11 protein-coding genes are annotated in these 16,106 nt (G+C 64.7%); 4 read left to right on the plus strand and 7 right to left on the minus strand.

Features of this window, described 5'->3' with window-relative positions; translation table 11 throughout:
- Positions 1 to 28 precede the first annotated feature (28 nt).
- Positions 29 to 1,852, minus strand: a complete 1,824-nt coding sequence (gene typA, locus GV035_RS18230; protein WP_159836398.1) for a translational GTPase TypA — start codon at positions 1,850 to 1,852, stop codon at positions 29 to 31.
- Positions 1,853 to 2,178: 326 nt separating this feature from the next.
- On the opposite strand from typA, the gene GV035_RS18235 reads away from it, so the two are divergent.
- The 4 genes from GV035_RS18235 to GV035_RS18250 all read left to right on the plus strand — a co-directional run bounded on the left by GV035_RS18235 (position 2,179) and on the right by GV035_RS18250 (position 7,242).
- Positions 2,179 to 2,691: a MarR family winged helix-turn-helix transcriptional regulator gene (locus GV035_RS18235; RefSeq protein ID WP_159836399.1), complete on the plus strand. Its 513-nt coding sequence runs from the start codon at positions 2,179 to 2,181 to the stop codon at positions 2,689 to 2,691.
- 86 nt (positions 2,692 to 2,777) lie between these two features.
- A complete protein-coding gene (locus tag GV035_RS18240; RefSeq protein ID WP_159836400.1) occupies positions 2,778 to 4,346 on the plus strand; it encodes an efflux transporter outer membrane subunit in 1,569 nt (522 codons plus the stop codon).
- 52 nt (positions 4,347 to 4,398) lie between these two features.
- Complete coding sequence (locus tag GV035_RS18245; RefSeq protein WP_159836401.1) at positions 4,399 to 5,658, plus strand: EmrA/EmrK family multidrug efflux transporter periplasmic adaptor subunit; 1,260 nt, start codon at positions 4,399 to 4,401, stop codon at positions 5,656 to 5,658.
- A gap of 24 nt (positions 5,659 to 5,682) precedes the next feature.
- The gene (locus GV035_RS18250) at positions 5,683 to 7,242 is read left to right on the plus strand and encodes a DHA2 family efflux MFS transporter permease subunit (protein WP_159836402.1); all 1,560 of its coding nucleotides are present in this window, start codon (positions 5,683 to 5,685) and stop codon (positions 7,240 to 7,242) included.
- 79 nt (positions 7,243 to 7,321) lie between these two features.
- Here GV035_RS18250 and truB read toward each other — a convergent pair whose 3' ends face one another.
- The 6 genes from truB to rluB all read right to left on the minus strand — a co-directional run bounded on the left by truB (position 7,322) and on the right by rluB (position 16,026).
- A complete protein-coding gene (gene truB / locus GV035_RS18255) occupies positions 7,322 to 8,254 on the minus strand; it encodes a tRNA pseudouridine(55) synthase TruB (protein ID WP_159836403.1) in 933 nt (310 codons plus the stop codon).
- Positions 8,255 to 8,632 carry a 30S ribosome-binding factor RbfA gene (gene rbfA / locus GV035_RS18260; RefSeq protein ID WP_159836404.1) on the minus strand — a complete coding sequence of 126 codons (378 nt, stop codon included), beginning with the start codon at positions 8,630 to 8,632 and terminating at the stop codon, positions 8,255 to 8,257. It abuts the gene before it with no gap.
- Positions 8,633 to 8,728: 96 nt separating this feature from the next.
- Complete coding sequence (gene infB / locus GV035_RS18265; protein WP_159836405.1) at positions 8,729 to 11,713, minus strand: translation initiation factor IF-2; 2,985 nt, start codon at positions 11,711 to 11,713, stop codon at positions 8,729 to 8,731.
- Positions 11,714 to 11,805: 92 nt separating this feature from the next.
- Positions 11,806 to 13,281 (minus strand): transcription termination factor NusA, encoded by a 1,476-nt coding sequence (gene nusA / locus GV035_RS18270; RefSeq protein WP_159836406.1) that lies wholly within the window; start codon positions 13,279 to 13,281, stop codon positions 11,806 to 11,808.
- Positions 13,278 to 13,736 (minus strand): ribosome maturation factor RimP, encoded by a 459-nt coding sequence (rimP, locus tag GV035_RS18275; RefSeq protein ID WP_159836407.1) that lies wholly within the window; start codon positions 13,734 to 13,736, stop codon positions 13,278 to 13,280. Before rimP ends, nusA begins: the two co-directional genes overlap by 4 nt.
- A gap of 349 nt (positions 13,737 to 14,085) precedes the next feature.
- The gene (rluB, locus tag GV035_RS18280) at positions 14,086 to 16,026 is read right to left on the minus strand and encodes a 23S rRNA pseudouridine(2605) synthase RluB (protein ID WP_159836408.1); all 1,941 of its coding nucleotides are present in this window, start codon (positions 16,024 to 16,026) and stop codon (positions 14,086 to 14,088) included.
- Between the last annotated feature and the right edge of the window lie 80 nt (positions 16,027 to 16,106).

Consider the following 16,106-nt stretch of genomic DNA (forward strand, 5'->3'; position numbering starts at 1 on the left):
GCTTCTCAATTACAAGGCCGGAGACGATTTACTCCGCCGATTCGCGGCTCGCGCGACGGCGCTCGTGTTCCTTCAAATGACGCTTGCGCAGACGGATGGACTGCGGCGTCACTTCGACGAGCTCGTCGTCGTCGATGAACTCGACCGCATATTCCAGCGAAAGCTGGATCGGCGGCACGAGGCGCACGGCTTCGTCGGTGCCCGATGCGCGCACGTTGGTCAGCTGCTTGCCCTTGATCGGATTCACGACGAGGTCGTTATCGCGGCTGTGAATGCCGATGATCATGCCTTCATAGAGCGCATCGCCCGGCGACACGAACATGCGGCCGCGATCCTGCAGCTTCCACAACGCATAGGCGACAGCCGCGCCGTCATCTTGCGAGATCAGCACGCCGTTGCGGCGCTCGCCGACCGAGCCTTCCTTCACGGGCGCGTACGAGTCGAACGTGTGGCTCATCAGACCCGTGCCGCGCGTGAGCGTCAGGAACTCGCTCTGAAAGCCGATCAGCCCGCGCGCCGAGATCTTGTACTCGAGACGCGTGCGGCCGCGGCCGTCGGACGTCATGTCGAGCATTTCGCCCTTGCGGCGTCCGAGCTCTTCCATCACGCCGCCCTGGTGCTGGTCTTCGATATCGACCGTCAGGTTCTCATACGGCTCGCACTTCACGCCGTCGATTTCCTGCAACACCACGCGCGGACGCGACACTGCGAGTTCATAGCCTTCGCGACGCATGTTCTCGACGAGAATCGTCAGATGCAGTTCGCCCCGGCCCGAGACTTCGAACGTGGTTTCGTCGCCGGTATCCTTCACGCGCAGCGCGACGTTGTGGTTCAGCTCCTTCGTGAGACGGTCGCGAATCTGGCGGCTCGTCACGAACTTGCCTTCCTTGCCCGCGAGCGGCGACGAGTTCACGAGAAAGTTCATCGTGAGCGTCGGCTCGTCGACGGTGATCATCGGCAGCGCCTCGGGATTCTCCGGCGAGCAGATCGTCACGCCGATGCCGATTTCTTCGATACCGTTGATCAGCACGATGTCGCCGGCCTGCGCTTCCTCGACCTGCACGCGCTCGAGGCCGTGGAACGACAGCACCTGGTTGATCTTGCGATTCAGGATCGCGCCTTCCGGACCCGAGCGCACCGCGACTTGCATGCCGGGGCGGATGCGCCCGCGTGCGATGCGGCCCACGCCGATGCGGCCAACGTACGTGTTGTAGTCGAGCGAGGTGATTTGCAGTTGCAGCGGACCGTCCGGATCGGCCGGGCGCACCGGGACGTGTTCGAGAATGGCTTCGAACAGCGGACGCATGGTGCCTTCGCGCGTTTCCGGATCGAGGCTCGCGTAGCCATTAAGGCCCGACGCGTAGACGATCGGGAAATCGAGCTGCTCTTCAGTGGCGCCGAGCTTGTCGAACAGATCGAAGGTCTGGTTGATCACCCAGTCGATACGCGCGCCCGGACGATCCACCTTGTTGATGACGACGATCGGCTTCAGGCCGAGCGCCAGCGCCTTCTTCGTGACGAAGCGCGTTTGCGGCATCGGGCCTTCGACGGCATCGACGAGCAGCAGCACGGAATCGACCATCGACAGCACGCGCTCCACCTCACCGCCGAAGTCGGCGTGTCCCGGCGTATCGACGATATTGATGTGCGTGCCTTCGTATTCGACCGCGCAGTTCTTCGCGAGAATCGTGATGCCGCGTTCCTTTTCGATGTCGTTCGAGTCCATGACGCGCTCGGCGACCTGTTGGTTCTCCCGGAACGTGCCCGACTGACGGAGCAACTGGTCGACGAGCGTGGTCTTGCCGTGGTCGACGTGGGCAATGATGGCGATATTGCGGAGGGCGCGAGTCATAAGAGGTATCTTGGTTGTGCGCCGTCGGAGCGAGGGCCGCCAAGCGAAACGCTCAATGGCTGATGGCTCGGCAGACCCTCGGGTAAGCGTCACGTCACGCATGTATTTGGCGTGACTGTATGGAAATGACTCTTCGGGCCCGGCGCGGTGAGAACCGAAAATTATAGCACGCGCACGTGTCAGCATCGAACCCTGCGCCCGCACGCGACTTTTCGCGGCAACGGACGCACTGATTGTTAAGCGGCTTTGGAAAAGACTATTGCAGCGACCGATTGCCGCCCCTATAATCGTGCCTAGTCAACTATTGCACTCGCACAAATTTTTTCATGACCGATGCTCCGAACCCCACGGCAATCGACAACTACGTGTTGAGCGAAAGCGTCGGCTATCTGGTGAGCCGCGTGCGCTCGACGCTGTGGAACATGGTGACGCAGCACACCACGTCCGAACTCGGCATCACGAGCACGCAGGCGAGCATCGTCTTCATGCTGGCGGTCGGCAAGTGCCTGACCGCGGCGGATATCGCGCGCGAATACGGTATCGACGCGAGCGCGGTGACGCGCCTGATCGACCGGCTGGAGAAGCGCGGGCTGCTGTCGCGGGTGCGCAGCGAAGAGGACCGGCGCGTCGTGCGCCTCGCGCTCACCGCTGATGGCCGCGCGATGGCCGAAAAGGTGCCCGCCATCTTCACGCGCGTGCTGGACGCGCTGCTCGCGGGCTTCACGCCGGAGGAAGTCGGCTTTCTGAAGAGCATGCTCCGGCGCATTCTGGCTAATACGTGCGATCCTGCCGCCTGCCCGGTGGGAAGCAGTGACAAGCCCGGCAATCCATTGCGCTGACAAGCAAACGGGCCCGGCATTTCGCATTCACCACCGACGAAATAGTTGCAACGTCCATCTTTAACACTCATCTTAAGAGACGAGCGATGAAACACCTTTCCTTGTCCGCGTGCAGGCCGAAGAGCGCGCTGCGCGGCGCCAAGAGCGCCAGGAGCGCCGTGGCGGCTGCCGTGGCCGCGCTCGCGGTCGCGGGCTGCGCGAACTACGCGGGCATTTCGAGCGACAAGCAGATCACCACGCCCGATGCGCTGCAGTCCACACAAAGCGTGCCGGGGCAAGGCGGCCAGTGGCCGAGCCTCGACTGGGCGAAGCAGTTCGGCGATCCCCAGTTGCCGCAGCTGATCGACGAAGCGGTCGCGGACAATCCGAGCATCGCGCAGGCGCAGGCGCGCATCGCGAAGGCGTCGTCGTATATCGAAAGCTCGCGTTCGTCGCTCTATCCGCACGTGAACGCCTCGTATTCGTGGACGCGCGAGCTCTATTCGGCCAACGCGCTGTTCCCGCCGCCGTACGGCGGCACGTGGTTCAGCGAGAACAACGCGCTCGCCAGCGCGTCGTGGGATCTGGATCTGTGGGGAAAGAACCGCTCCCGTCTGAACATGGCCGTGTCGCAGCAGAAGGCGGCCGAGGCGGACATGCAGCAGGCGCGCGTGACGCTCGCGGCGTCGGTGGCGCGCACGTATAACCAGCTCGCCCTGCTCTACGCGCTGCGCGACGTCACTCAGCGCGAAATCGCCAACCGCCAAGACGTCGGCCGTATCACGAGCGGGCGCGTGAGCGCGGGCCTCGATACGAACGTGGAACGCCGCACCGCCGAAGGCAACGTGGCGACGAGCCAGACAAATCTGAGCGAGCTCGACGGGCAAATCCAGTCGGTGCGCTATCAGCTGGCGGCGCTGCTCGGCAAGGGTCCGGACCGCGGCTTGCAGATCGCCAATCCGGTGATCGATCCCAACGTCAACGCGACGCTGCCGGACAACGTGCCGGCCGATCTCATCGCGCGCCGCCCGGACATCGTCGCGGCGCGCTGGCAGGTGGAAGCGGCCACGCACGACATCGCCGAAGCGAAGGCCGAGTTCTTCCCGGACATCAATCTCGCGGCGAGTTTCGGTTTCGACGCGTTCGGATGGAGCCGCTTTCTGTTGGCGAGCAGCCGGCAGATTCAGGCGGGACCGGCCATCCACCTGCCGATCTTCGACGCCGGCGCGCTGCGCGCCCAGCTGAAAGGCCGCTATGCGGATTTCGATAATGTCGTCGCCAACTACAATCAGACGCTCGTGAACGCGCTGAACGACGTGGCGACCAATATCTCCTCGATCCGCTCGCTCGACAGGCAGATGGCCGACGCCCAGCGCGCCCTCGCTGCGGCGACGAGCGCCTATCAACTGGCGGTGATCCGCTACAAGGCCGGCCTTTCGCCACAACTGCAAGTGCTCACGGCGGACGAAAACCGCCTCGCGAACGAACAGACCGTGACGAACCTGCGCCTGAAGCGCAGCGACCTTCAGATCGCGCTGATTCGCTCGCTCGGCGGCGGTTTCGACGCGACGAGCACGAATCTCGCCATCGACGGTAGCGGGCAGCGTCAGTCCGCGAATCAGTCCGCGAATCAGTCCGCCAATCAGTCCGCGAACCCGACCGCGCCGTCGAACTGAGCCTCTCAAAAGAACACGCATCAAGACCAACACGGAATTTTCGGAGCCCTTCATGAGCGATCCTCAACAAACCGCCGCCAACGCGCCCGCCCCTGCGCCGAAGCAGAGCAGCGGCAAGCGCCGCATGCTGATGACGCTGATCGTCCTCGTCATCCTCATCGCTGCCGTCGCGTACGGCCTGTACTACTTCCTCGTCGCCCGCTTCCACGAGTCGACGGATGACGCGTACGTCAACGGCAACGTCGTGCAGATCACGCCGCAAGTGGTCGGCACGGTGGTTTCGGTGAACGCCGACGACACGCAGACCGTCAAGGCCGGCGATCCGCTCGTCGCGCTCGATCCGGCCGATTCGAAAGTCGCGCTCGACCAGGCTGAAGCGAATCTCGCGCAGACCGTGCGGCAGGTTCGCACGTTCTTCGTCAATAACAACCAGTACGAAGCGCAAGTCGCGCTGCGCAAGTCCGACTTGTCGCGCGCGCAGGACGACCTGCGCCGCCGCCTGACGGTTGCGCAGACGGGCGCCGTGTCGCAGGAAGAAATCTCGCACGCACGCGATGCGGTGCGCAGCGCGCAGGCCGCGCTCGACGCCGCCCAGCAGGAACTGGCCTCGAACCGGTCGCTGACGGCGAACACGACCATCGCGGATCATCCGAACGTGCTCGCCGCCGCCGCGAAGGTGCGCGACTCGTACATCAATTACGCGCGCAACACCCTGCCCGCGCCGGTCACCGGCTACGTGGCGAAGCGTTCCGTGCAGGTCGGCCAGCGCGTCGCGCCGGGCAATCCGCTGATGGCGATCGTGCCGCTCAACGGCGTGTGGATCGACGCGAACTTCAAGGAAGTGCAGCTCAAGCACATGCGCATCGGCCAGCCGGTCGAGGTGACGGCTGATCTGTACGGCTCGGGCGTCGTGTTCCACGGCAAGGTAATCGGCTTCTCGGCCGGCACGGGGTCGGCGTTCTCGCTGCTGCCGGCGCAAAACGCGACCGGCAACTGGATCAAGGTCGTGCAGCGCCTGCCGGTGCGTATCGAGCTCGATCCGAAGGAACTGGAACAGCATCCGCTGCGTATCGGCCTGTCGATGAACGTCGATGTCACCATCAAGGACGAACAAGGCGGCCAGCTCGGCAACGTGCAGAACACCGTCTATCAGACGAACGTGTTCGACAAATACGGCGCGCAAGCCGATCAGGAAATCGCGCGCATCATCCAGCAGAACGCCGGCAGCGGCGCGGGCATGCAAGGCACGGGCTCGCCCGCGGCTTCGCGCGGCAATGCGACCAAGTCCGCGTCGACCGCCAAGCTGATGTAAGCGACCGCCTCGCGGAACCAACACATGTCTCAAGCTAACGTCGTCCATCCGCCGCTCTCGGGCGGCAAGCTCGTCATCGGGACGATCGCCGTGTCGCTCGCGGTCTTCATGAACGTGCTCGACACGTCGATCGCGAACGTCTCGATTCCGTCCATCTCCGGCGATCTGGGCGTCTCATCCGACCAGGGCACGTGGGTCATCACGTCGTTCGCGGTGGCGAACGCCATTTCGGTGCCGCTCACCGGCTGGCTCACGCAGCGGTTCGGTCAGGTGCGGCTCTTTCTCGGCTCGATCATCCTGTTCGTGCTCGCGTCGTGGCTGTGCGGCCTCGCGCCGACGCTGCCGTTCCTGCTCGCCGCGCGCGTGCTGCAAGGCGCGGTCGCCGGCCCGATGATCCCGCTGTCGCAGACACTGCTGCTTGCCAGTTATCCGCGCGAGAAAGCACCCATGGCGCTCTCGATGTGGTCGATGACGACGCTTATCGCGCCCGTCGCGGGGCCGGTGCTCGGCGGATGGATCTCCGACAACATCTCGTGGCCCTGGATTTTCTACGTGAACATTCCGGTCGGGATCGCGGCGGCGCTCGCCACGTTCGCGATCTTCCGCGACCGCGATTCAGCGATCCGCAAGGCGCCCATCGACACGGTCGGCCTCGCGCTGCTCGTGATCTGGGTCGGCTCGCTGCAGGTCATGCTGGACAAGGGCAAGGACCTCGACTGGTTCAATTCGACGACCATCGTCGTGCTGGGGCTGATCGCGGTGATTTCGTTCGCGTTCTTCATCGTGTGGGAGCTGACGGCGGAGCATCCGGTCGTCGACCTTTCGCTCTTCGAGTTGCGCAACTTCACGGGCGGCACCATTGCGCTGTCGATCGGCTACGGGCTCTATTTCGGCAACCTCGTGCTGCTGCCGCTGTGGCTGCAAACGGACATCGGCTATACCGCAACGAATGCCGGGCTGGTGATGGCGCCGGTCGGCGTGTTCGCCATTCTGCTTTCGCCGATCACAGGCAAGTTTCTGCCGCGCACCGACCCGCGGCGCATCGCGACGGCCGCGTTTCTCGTGTTCGCCCTCTGCTTCTGGATGCGCTCGCGCTACACGACCGGCGTCGATACGTGGTCGCTGACGCTGCCGACGCTCATTCAGGGCATCGGCATGGCGGGCTTCTTCATTCCGCTCGTGTCGATCACGCTGTCCGGCTTGCCAGGGCATCGCATTCCGGCGGCGTCGGGATTGTCGAACTTCGTGCGGATCATGTGCGGCGGCATCGGGACGTCGATCTTTTCGACGGCGTGGGAGCATCGCTCGATCGTGCATCACGCGCAGTTGGTCGAACAGGCGAACTCGTACAATCCGACGTTCATCAATTCCATGCAGCAGATGGGTGCGCTCGGCATGTCGAAGGAGCAGACCTATGGCCTCTTCAACAGCATGGCGACGCAGCAGGCCGCGCAGCTCGGCGTGAACGACATGTTCTATATCTCGGCGGGGATTTTCGTGGCGCTGATCGCGCTGATCTGGATCACGCGTCCCGAACGCTCGGGCGGCGGCGATTCAGCGGCGGCGGCATCGGCGGCGCATTGAACCGAGAGCGTCGGCGGAAATGAAAAAGGAGGGGCGCTTGCCTCTCCTTTTTCTTTGTGGACGCGGTCGCGGCGGTCCGTCAAGACTCGCTCATCACGAGCCGCTCCGGGGCAAGCACGCCTTCGGCCGCCCGCGCGACGCCGAGCAGCTTGCCGGCATCGTCATACACACGCACGCGCGTTTCTGAAGCGAGACCAGTGGAAGCGGTTTCGCCCAGTTCGTCCAGACGCAACCGCTGACCGTGCCTGAAGCGCCGCATCGCATCGTCGTTCAGATGCACGGCAGGGAACGTGGACAACAGCGCATCCACCGGACGCAGCCACAGGTCGCGCTCCGATTCGCCCGCAGCGGCTAACGCATCCAGCGTCACCGCGCCTTCGAGCGTCAGCGCGCCGACTCCCGTGCGGCGCAACGCGGTCAGATGCGCGCCACAGCCGAGCGCCTCGCCAATGTCTTCCGCCAGCGTCCGCACATACGTGCCCTTGCTGCACGTCACGCGAAACGTCACGAGCGGCAGCGCGCAGGCGATCATTTGTAACGCGTGAATCGTGACCTGTCGGCCCTCGCGCTCCACCGTCTGTCCGGCGCGGGCGTATTCGTAGAGCGGCTTGCCGTCGCGCTTGAGCGCGGAGTACATCGGCGGCACCTGGACGATGTCGCCGAGGAAACGCTGCATCGCGTCTTCGACGGCCGCTTCGTCGCACATGACATCACGCCTTTCGACGGCCTCGCCTTCGGCATCGCCTGTCGTCGTGCGGATGCCGAGACGCATCGTCGCTTCGTAGGTCTTGTCCGCTTCGAGCAGGTCTTGCGAGAACTTCGTCGCCTCGCCGAAACAGAGCGGCAAAAGGCCGGTTGCGAGCGGATCGAGTGTGCCCGTGTGACCGGCCTTCTTCGCGAGGTAGAGGCGCTTCGCCTTGATCAGCGCGTCGTTGCTCGACAAGCCGAGCGGCTTGTCCAGCAGCAATACGCCGTCGAGCGCGCGGCGCGGGATCTTCGGACCGCCTTTCACTCACGCACCTTCTTCGTCGTCTTTGGCGCGCGTGGCATTGGCTTCGTCGATCAGGCGCGACATTTCGACGGCCTTCTCGATCGTCTTGTCGTAATGGAAATGCAGCGTCGGCACCGTATGAATGTGCAGGCGCTTGAACAGCAGATTATGCAGATGACCCGCCGCGTGATTGAGCGCCTCCTCCGTCTGCTTGGGGTCGCCCGTGAGCGTCGTGAAGTAGACCTTCGCGTGCGCGTAGTCGGGCGTGAGTTCGACACTCTGCATCGTAACGAGGCCGACGCGCGGGTCTTTGACTTCGCGCATCAGTTCCGACAGATCGCGCTGAATCTGGTCCGCAATCTGCACGTTGCGATTCGTGGACGTACGTCTTTTAGCCATGATCTTGGTTCCTTCCCTTGCTTTTCGCCGCGCCAAAGAAAAAGGCGGAGCGAGCCGTCAGGCCCGCGCCGCCTCCAGGCTCGGCGTACTAATGCATTACAGCGTGCGAGCCACTTCCGTCACTTCGAAGACTTCCAGTTGATCGCCTTCGACGATGTCGTTGAAGTTCTTGATCGAGATACCGCACTCGAAGCCCTGACGCACTTCCTTGACGTCGTCCTTGAAACGCTTCAGCGAATCCAGCTCGCCGGTGTGAATCACGACGTTGTTGCGGATCACGCGAACCGACGACGTGCGCTTCACGAAACCGTCCGTGACCATACAACCCGCGATCAGACCGACCTTCGGCACGCGAATGACCTGACGCACCTCGACCGTACCCGTCACCGTCTCGCGCTTCTCCGGCGCGAGCATGCCGGACATGGCCGCCTTCACCTCATCCACTGCGTCGTAGATGATGTTGTAGTAGCGAATGTCGATGCCGTTCGATTCGGCCAGCTTGCGGGCTTGCGCATCCGCACGCGTGTTGAAGCCGATGATGACCGCCTTCGACGCCGTCGCCAGGTTGACGTCCGACTCGCTGATCGCGCCGACCGCGCTGTGCACGATCTGCACGCGCACTTCCCCGGTCGAGAGCTTCTGCAGCGATTGCACGAGGGCTTCCTGCGAACCCTGCACGTCCGCCTTGACGATGAGCGGCAGGTTCTGAACTTCGCCTTCGCCCATCTGCTCCAGCATGTTCTCGAGCTTCGCGGCCTGCTGCTTGGCGAGCTTCACGTCACGGAACTTGCCTTGACGGAACAGCGCGATTTCGCGCGCCTTGCGCTCGTCCGGCAGCACGATGACTTCTTCGCCCGCCGCCGGCACTTCCGACAGACCCTGAATTTCCACCGGAATCGACGGACCCGCGGTCTTGGTCGGCTTGCCGGTTTCGTCCAGCATGGCGCGCACACGGCCGTAGGCGCTGCCCGCTAGAACCACGTCGCCGCGATTCAGCGTGCCCGACTGCACCAGAATGGTCGCGACCGGACCCTTGCCCTTGTCGAGCTTCGCTTCGATCACGAGGCCCTTCGCGCCGGCATCCACCGGGGCGGTCAGTTCCATCACTTCGGCCTGCAGCGATACATTTTCCAGCAGATCGTCGATGCCCTTGCCGGTCTTCGCCGAGACCTCGAGGAACGGCGAATCCCCGCCGTACTCTTCCGGCACCACGCCTTCCGCGACGAGTTCCTGCTTCACGCGGTCCGGATTGGCATCCGGCTTGTCGATCTTGTTGATCGCCACGACGATGGGCACGCCGCCCGCCTTTGCGTGAGCGATGGCTTCCTTCGTCTGCGGCATCACGCCGTCGTCGGCTGCAACCACCAGAATGACGATGTCCGTTGCCTTCGCGCCGCGCGCACGCATGGCCGTGAAGGCCTCGTGACCCGGCGTATCGAGGAAGGTAATGACGCCGCGCGGCGTTTCGACGTGATACGCGCCGATATGCTGCGTGATGCCGCCCGCCTCGCCCGCCGCCACTTTCGCGCGACGGATGTAGTCGAGCAGCGAGGTCTTGCCGTGGTCGACGTGACCCATGACGGTGACGACCGGAGGACGCGGCAGACGCTCTGCCGTTTCCTCGGCGGCTTCGCCTTCGATGAGGAGCGCCTCGGGATCGTCCAGCTTCGCCGCGACCGCGCGGTGGCCGAGTTCCTCGACGACAATCATCGCCGTTTCCTGGTCCAGCACCTGGTTGATCGTGACCATCTGGCCGAGCTTCATCATCACCTTGATGACTTCCGAAGCCTTCACCGACATCTTGTGCGCGAGGTCCGCCACCGAGATGGTTTCCGGCACGTGCACTTCACGGATGATCGGCTCGGTCGGGGCCTGGAACGACGTCTGTTCCTGATGCTTGCCACGTCCCTTCGGACCGCCGCGCCAGCCGCGATCGACGCCGCCGCTCGTGTCGCCGCGCGTCTTGATGCTGCGGCGCTTCGATGCGTCGTCCTGCTGCCAGCCGCCCTTGCCGCCGGCCTTCTTCTTGTCGCCGGCGGGTGCTGCCGTGGCGGGCGCTGCCGCGCCGCCAGCCGGCTTCTTAGCGACCGCCGGACGCGCGGCTTGCGCGCCCTCGGGCTTCGCCGGCTTGTGCAGCGTGCCCTTCGCTTCGGCGGCCTTGGCCGCTTCCGCCGGCTTGGCTGCGGGCGCCGGTTCCGGCGCCTTCACCTGCGCCTTGCGCGGCGTGTTCATCATTTCGCGAATGGCCCGCGCTTCGGCTTCCGCCGCCGCACGGCGCTTCGCGATGGCTTCCTGTTCGAGACGCGCCTTTTCGGTGGCTTCGCGGGCGGCGTCTTCCGCCTTCTTCGCGGCTTCGCGCTGGGCGGCGCGTTCGCTCGCCGCCTTTTCTTCGGCTGCCTTCTCGGCGGCTTCGCGCTGGGCGCTATCGTCCTGCTTCTCTTGCTTGACTTCGGGCTTGACCTCAGTCGTGACCGGCGCGCGTGCTTCCTGACGCGCGGCCTGTGCGGCGCGCGAAATCTCGGCTGCCTGCGCGGCGGCGTGCGCACGGCGCGCGGCTTCCGCTTCCTGACGGCGACGCTCGGCTTCCGCTGCTTCCTCGCGGGCGCGGCGCTCGGCCTCTTCCTGCTCGAGACGCGCCTGCCGCTCCTTCAACTCGCGCTCTTCACGCTCGAGTTGCTCGGCTGCACGGCGCGCTTCTTCCTCGCGGCGCTGCAGTTCGGCCTCGTCGACTTCGTCTTCGACCTGATTCGGCGTCTCTGCCGGCTGCTCGATGCCGGCCTCGTCGCGCTTCACGAAAACACGCTTCTTGCGCACCTCGACCTGAATGGTGCGAGCCTTACCCGTTGCGTCGGATTGCTTGATTTCCGACGTATGCCGGCGGGTCAGAGTGATCTTGCGCTTGTCGGCATCGGCGGACCCGTGCGACTTGCGCAAATGATCGAGCAGACGCGCCTTGTCCGTCTCGGACAGGTCGTCGTTCGCGCTCGCTTTCTGGACGCCAGCCGCCTGCAACTGCTCGAGCAGCACGCCCGCAGGCATTTTGAGTTCCGCGGCAAATTGGGCTACGTTGTTACTCGCCATTCATTCCTCTTGATGCAAGGATCAGTCCTTGCGGTTAGATCGGGTCATGCGGCCGAACTGGCCGCGATATTTCAGTGCGCCATGGTCATTTCTCACTGGAACCAGTGTTCACGTGCTTTCATGATCAACGCCTTAGCGGCATCCTCTTCCATACCGGTCATTTCGACCAGTTCATCCACTGCCAACTCCGCGAGGTCATCGCGGGTCTGAACCTGATGCTCGGCGAGCTTTGCAAGCAGCTCGTTGTCCATGCCGTCGAGGCTCTTCAGATCGAGCGCGACGCCTTCGACCTTCTCCTCGTTGGCGATCGCCAGGGTGAGCAGCGCGTCGCGCGACCGGTTGCGCAGCTCGTGCACGGTGTCTTCGTCGAACGCTTCGATTTCGAGCATCTCGTTGAGCGGCACGTACGCGATTTCTTCGAGGCTCGTGAAGCCTTCGTCGATCAGGATGTCAGCGACTTCCTCGTCCACATCCAGACGCGCCATGAACAGGTCGCGCAACTTGCCGCGCTCTTCGTTCTGCTTCAGCGCCGATTCGTCCGGCGTCATGATATTGATCTGCCAGCCGGTGAGCTCGCTGGCGAGTCGAACGTTCTGGCCGCTGCGGCCGATGGCGACCGCGAGTTCGCTCTCGTCCACGACGACGTCCATCGAATGCTTTTCTTCATCGACGACGATCGACTGGACGGCTGCCGGCGCGAGGGCGCCGATCACGAACTGCGCGGGGTCTTCCGACCATAGCACGATGTCGACGTTCTCGCCACCGAGCTCGTTGCGCACGGCCTGAACGCGCGAACCGCGGATGCCCACGCACGTGCCGATCGGGTCGATGCGCTTGTCGTAGGCGATCACCCCGATTTTCGCACGCACGCCGGGATCGCGCGCGGCCGCCTTGATTTCCAGCAGCCCTTGTTCGATTTCCGGCACTTCGAGCTCGAACAGCTTCATCAAAAACTCCGGCGCGGTGCGCGACAATTCGATCTGCGGGCCGCGCGCGGTGCGATCTACCTTCGCGATGTACGCGCGCACGCGGTCGCCCACGCGCAGATTTTCCTTCGGAATCAGCTGGTCGCGGCGCAGCAACGCTTCCACGCGACCCGATTCGACGATGAAATTGCCCTTGTCCAGGCGCTTGACCGAGCCGGTCATGATCTTTTCGCCGCGCTCGAGGAAGTCGTTCAGGATCTGCTCGCGCTCGGCGTCGCGCACCTTTTGCAGAATGACCTGCTTGGCAGCCTGCGCACCGATGCGGCCGAATTCGATCGACGGAATGGGTTCCTCGATGTAGTCGTCCACTTCCGCGTCGGCCTTTTGCTCCTTCGCTTCGAACAGCAGGATTTCCTGGTCCGGCTCCTGAAGGCCGGCCTCGTCCGGCACCACGCGCCAGCGGCGGAACGTCTCGTGCTCGCCGCTTTCACGGTCGATCGCGACGCGAATATCGACATCTTCCTCGAACAGCTTTTTCGTTGCTGAAGCAAGCGCAGCCTCCAGAGCTGCGTACACCACGTCCTTGTTGACGTTCTTTTCGCGCGCCAGCGCATCCGCCAGCATCAAAACTTCGCGACTCATTGTTTGCGGCTCCTAAAGTCAACTTTGGGGACGAGACGTGCTTTATCGAGGTCCGCGAGCGTGAAATCGAGCATCGCGGCGCCGTCCTTCCCTTCGAATTCCAATCCGATCTTGTCGCCGTCAGGGGCGTGCAGAATGCCGCGGAACGACTTGCGCCCGTCGAGCGGCTTTTTCAGTGTGACAGCGGCTTCGCTCCCCGCGAAACGCTCGAAGTCGGCCAGCTTCTTGAGCGGGCGGTCGAGCCCCGGCGACGACACTTCGAGGCGGTCGTACTCGACGTTCTCGACTTCGAGCACATACTGAAGCTGACGCGTGACTTTCTCGCAGTCTTCGATGGCGATACCGGCCGGCTGGTCGATATAAATACGCAGCATGCCGCCTCCCGAACGTTCGAGATCGACAAGCTCGTAGCCCAGGCTCGAGACCGTGGTTTCAATCAGTTCCGTCAGTTGCACAGTAACTCCAAGGTGTTTCGCGCCCGCGCCGCGAAACACCTGCGGGCGAGCGCCTTGACTGGGCGCACCCCTGCTCCCGAGATGCCGAACCAAAAAGCCAAAAAAAAATGGGCGCAACGCCCATCTTTTTCAACCGAGGTCGCACCCGGGCAGCGCAAAAACTATGTGCCCAGCGACTTCGTGATTTTAGCCATTTTTCAGGATGAACGCAAACGTAAAGCGCGCGATCGGACCCGTTTCGTGCCAAATCGCATGCTTTTTTGCTTTATGACGACGCCCGTGCGAGCTGGCTTTCTCCGTCGGACGCAGGCGAACCCGCGACCGGCTAAAACGCCTCTTCAACGCCGGCTCAACGTCCGCGCGTGCGGTTGCGCGGGCTGCGGGCCGTGCCGGCCTTGGCTTGTCCCGCGCCTTGCTGCGCGCCGCCTTGACGGTTGCCGCGCGGGCCGTTGCCGCTCGCCTGACGCTTCGCCGGGCCGTTCGCGCCTTGCGGGCCCTGTCCACGCGCGTTGCGCTGCCCGGACCGGCCGCCGCCGCCGCCGTTCGCACGATTGCCGTTCGGCTCATTGCCGATGCGGTTGCCGTTCGCCTCACGGCCGCCGCGCCGGCCCGGACCGCCGGCGTTGCCCGCATTACCGGCGTTGCCCGCATTGCCGAACCCGCCCATGCCGCCCATGCCGCCGAGCCCGCTCGCCCCGAACGCGCCGGGAAGCCCGCCCGCGCCGCCGCGCCGGCCACCGCGAGCCGGCGTCTGCGCCATGCGCGAGTGCGAACTGAGGACCGGTTCGCGCGTGATGAAGCCCATTGAGGTTTGCATCGGGTCGGGCTGAACACGCGGCGCGGCGCTGCGTCCGCCCTTCTCGGCCGTCGGCGCCTTCAGGCCGACAGCCGCCATCAGGCTGCGCACCTCGTTGTCTTCGAGCTCTTCCCAGCGGCCGCGCTTGAGGCCGCGCGGCAACGCGATCGGACCGTGGCGCGTGCGGATCAGGCGGCTCACCATCAGGCCGGCCGCCTCGAACATGCGGCGCACTTCGCGATTGCGGCCTTCGGCCAGCGCGACGTGATACCAATGATTCGTGCCTTCGCCGCCGCCATCCTGGATCCGCAGGAAATTCGCCGGACCGTCGTCGAGTTCGACGCCTTTGAGCAGCTTCTGCTTCATCCCCTCGGACAGCTGGCCGACGACACGCACCGCGTATTCGCGCTCGACGCTGTAGCGCGGATGCATGAACCGGTTCGCCAGATCACCGGAAGTGGTGAGCAGCAAAAGCCCTTCCGTGTTGAAGTCGAGCCGGCCGACCGCGAGCCACTTCGCCGTCTTCATCGACGGCAGCTTGTCGAATACGGACGGACGACCCTCGGGATCCGCATGACTGACGATCTCGCCGGTCGGTTTGTGATACAGCAGGATGCGCGGCGGCTTGCTTGCCAGCTTGCGCTTGAGCGGCTTGCCGTTGATGCGTACCTGGTCAGTCGGCATGATGCGCTGCCCGATGTGCGCGGGCTCGCCGTTCACCGACACGCGCCCGGCAATGATCAGCTCCTCCATGTCGCGCCGCGAGCCCATGCCGGCGTCTGCGAGCACCTTGTGGAGCTTCGGGGCGTCGTCGTCCGGCTCCAGCACGCGCTTTTGCTGCGGCGCGTTGCGGCCACGCCGCAGCATCGGGGCGCGCACGCCCGCCGAACCGTTGTCCGCGTCGAAAGCCGGAGACGTGACGTACGCGAACACGTCGTCGACGGCGGCTGCAGCCGCGCTCTCGACAGTGGCCGGGCCGGCATCGTTGCGCTGGCCGGTGCCCGGCTGCCTTTCGCGCTTTTGCTGCGGATTCTTGCGACGCGCGCCTTCGCGCGGCGCGGGCGCGGCAGCCTCGCCGGAGGCTTCCACGGCAAGCTCGCCCTCGTCGCGGCGCGTACGCTTGCGGCCGCCTTGCCGCGCGGCGTCCTGCTTCCCGTCCGCCGTGTCGCGTTTGGCTGCGGCGTTGCGCGGCGCTTTTGCGCCCGCGTCCTTGCGCGGCATGCGCACCTGCGCGGCGACCACGCCGTCCGGCGGCGCTTCCGCGACCACGCCGGGCGCGGCGGGCGCGCCCTCGGGGCCCTTGGTCTTGGCGACAGCCCGGCGTCGCGCGATCAGACTACGCGGCCCGCGGCGCAGGCCGCGACGCGGACGATCGTCGCCGTCGGCGCTTTCGTCGGTGCGCGTGCGTTCGCCGGCATCGGCCGACTCATGGGCGTCCGCGCCATGCACAGGGCGCGCGGATTCGGGCGAATCGCTGTCGTGGGAGTGTGTCAAAACAACCTCAAATGTCGAATTGCGCACCCTGGCGGGCGCGTCAAAAATATCCGCTGACCGGTCCGGCTCGTCGTCTTCGA

The organism is Burkholderia sp. 8Y (assembly GCF_902506145.1).
Lineage (GTDB): Bacteria > Pseudomonadota > Gammaproteobacteria > Burkholderiales > Burkholderiaceae > Caballeronia.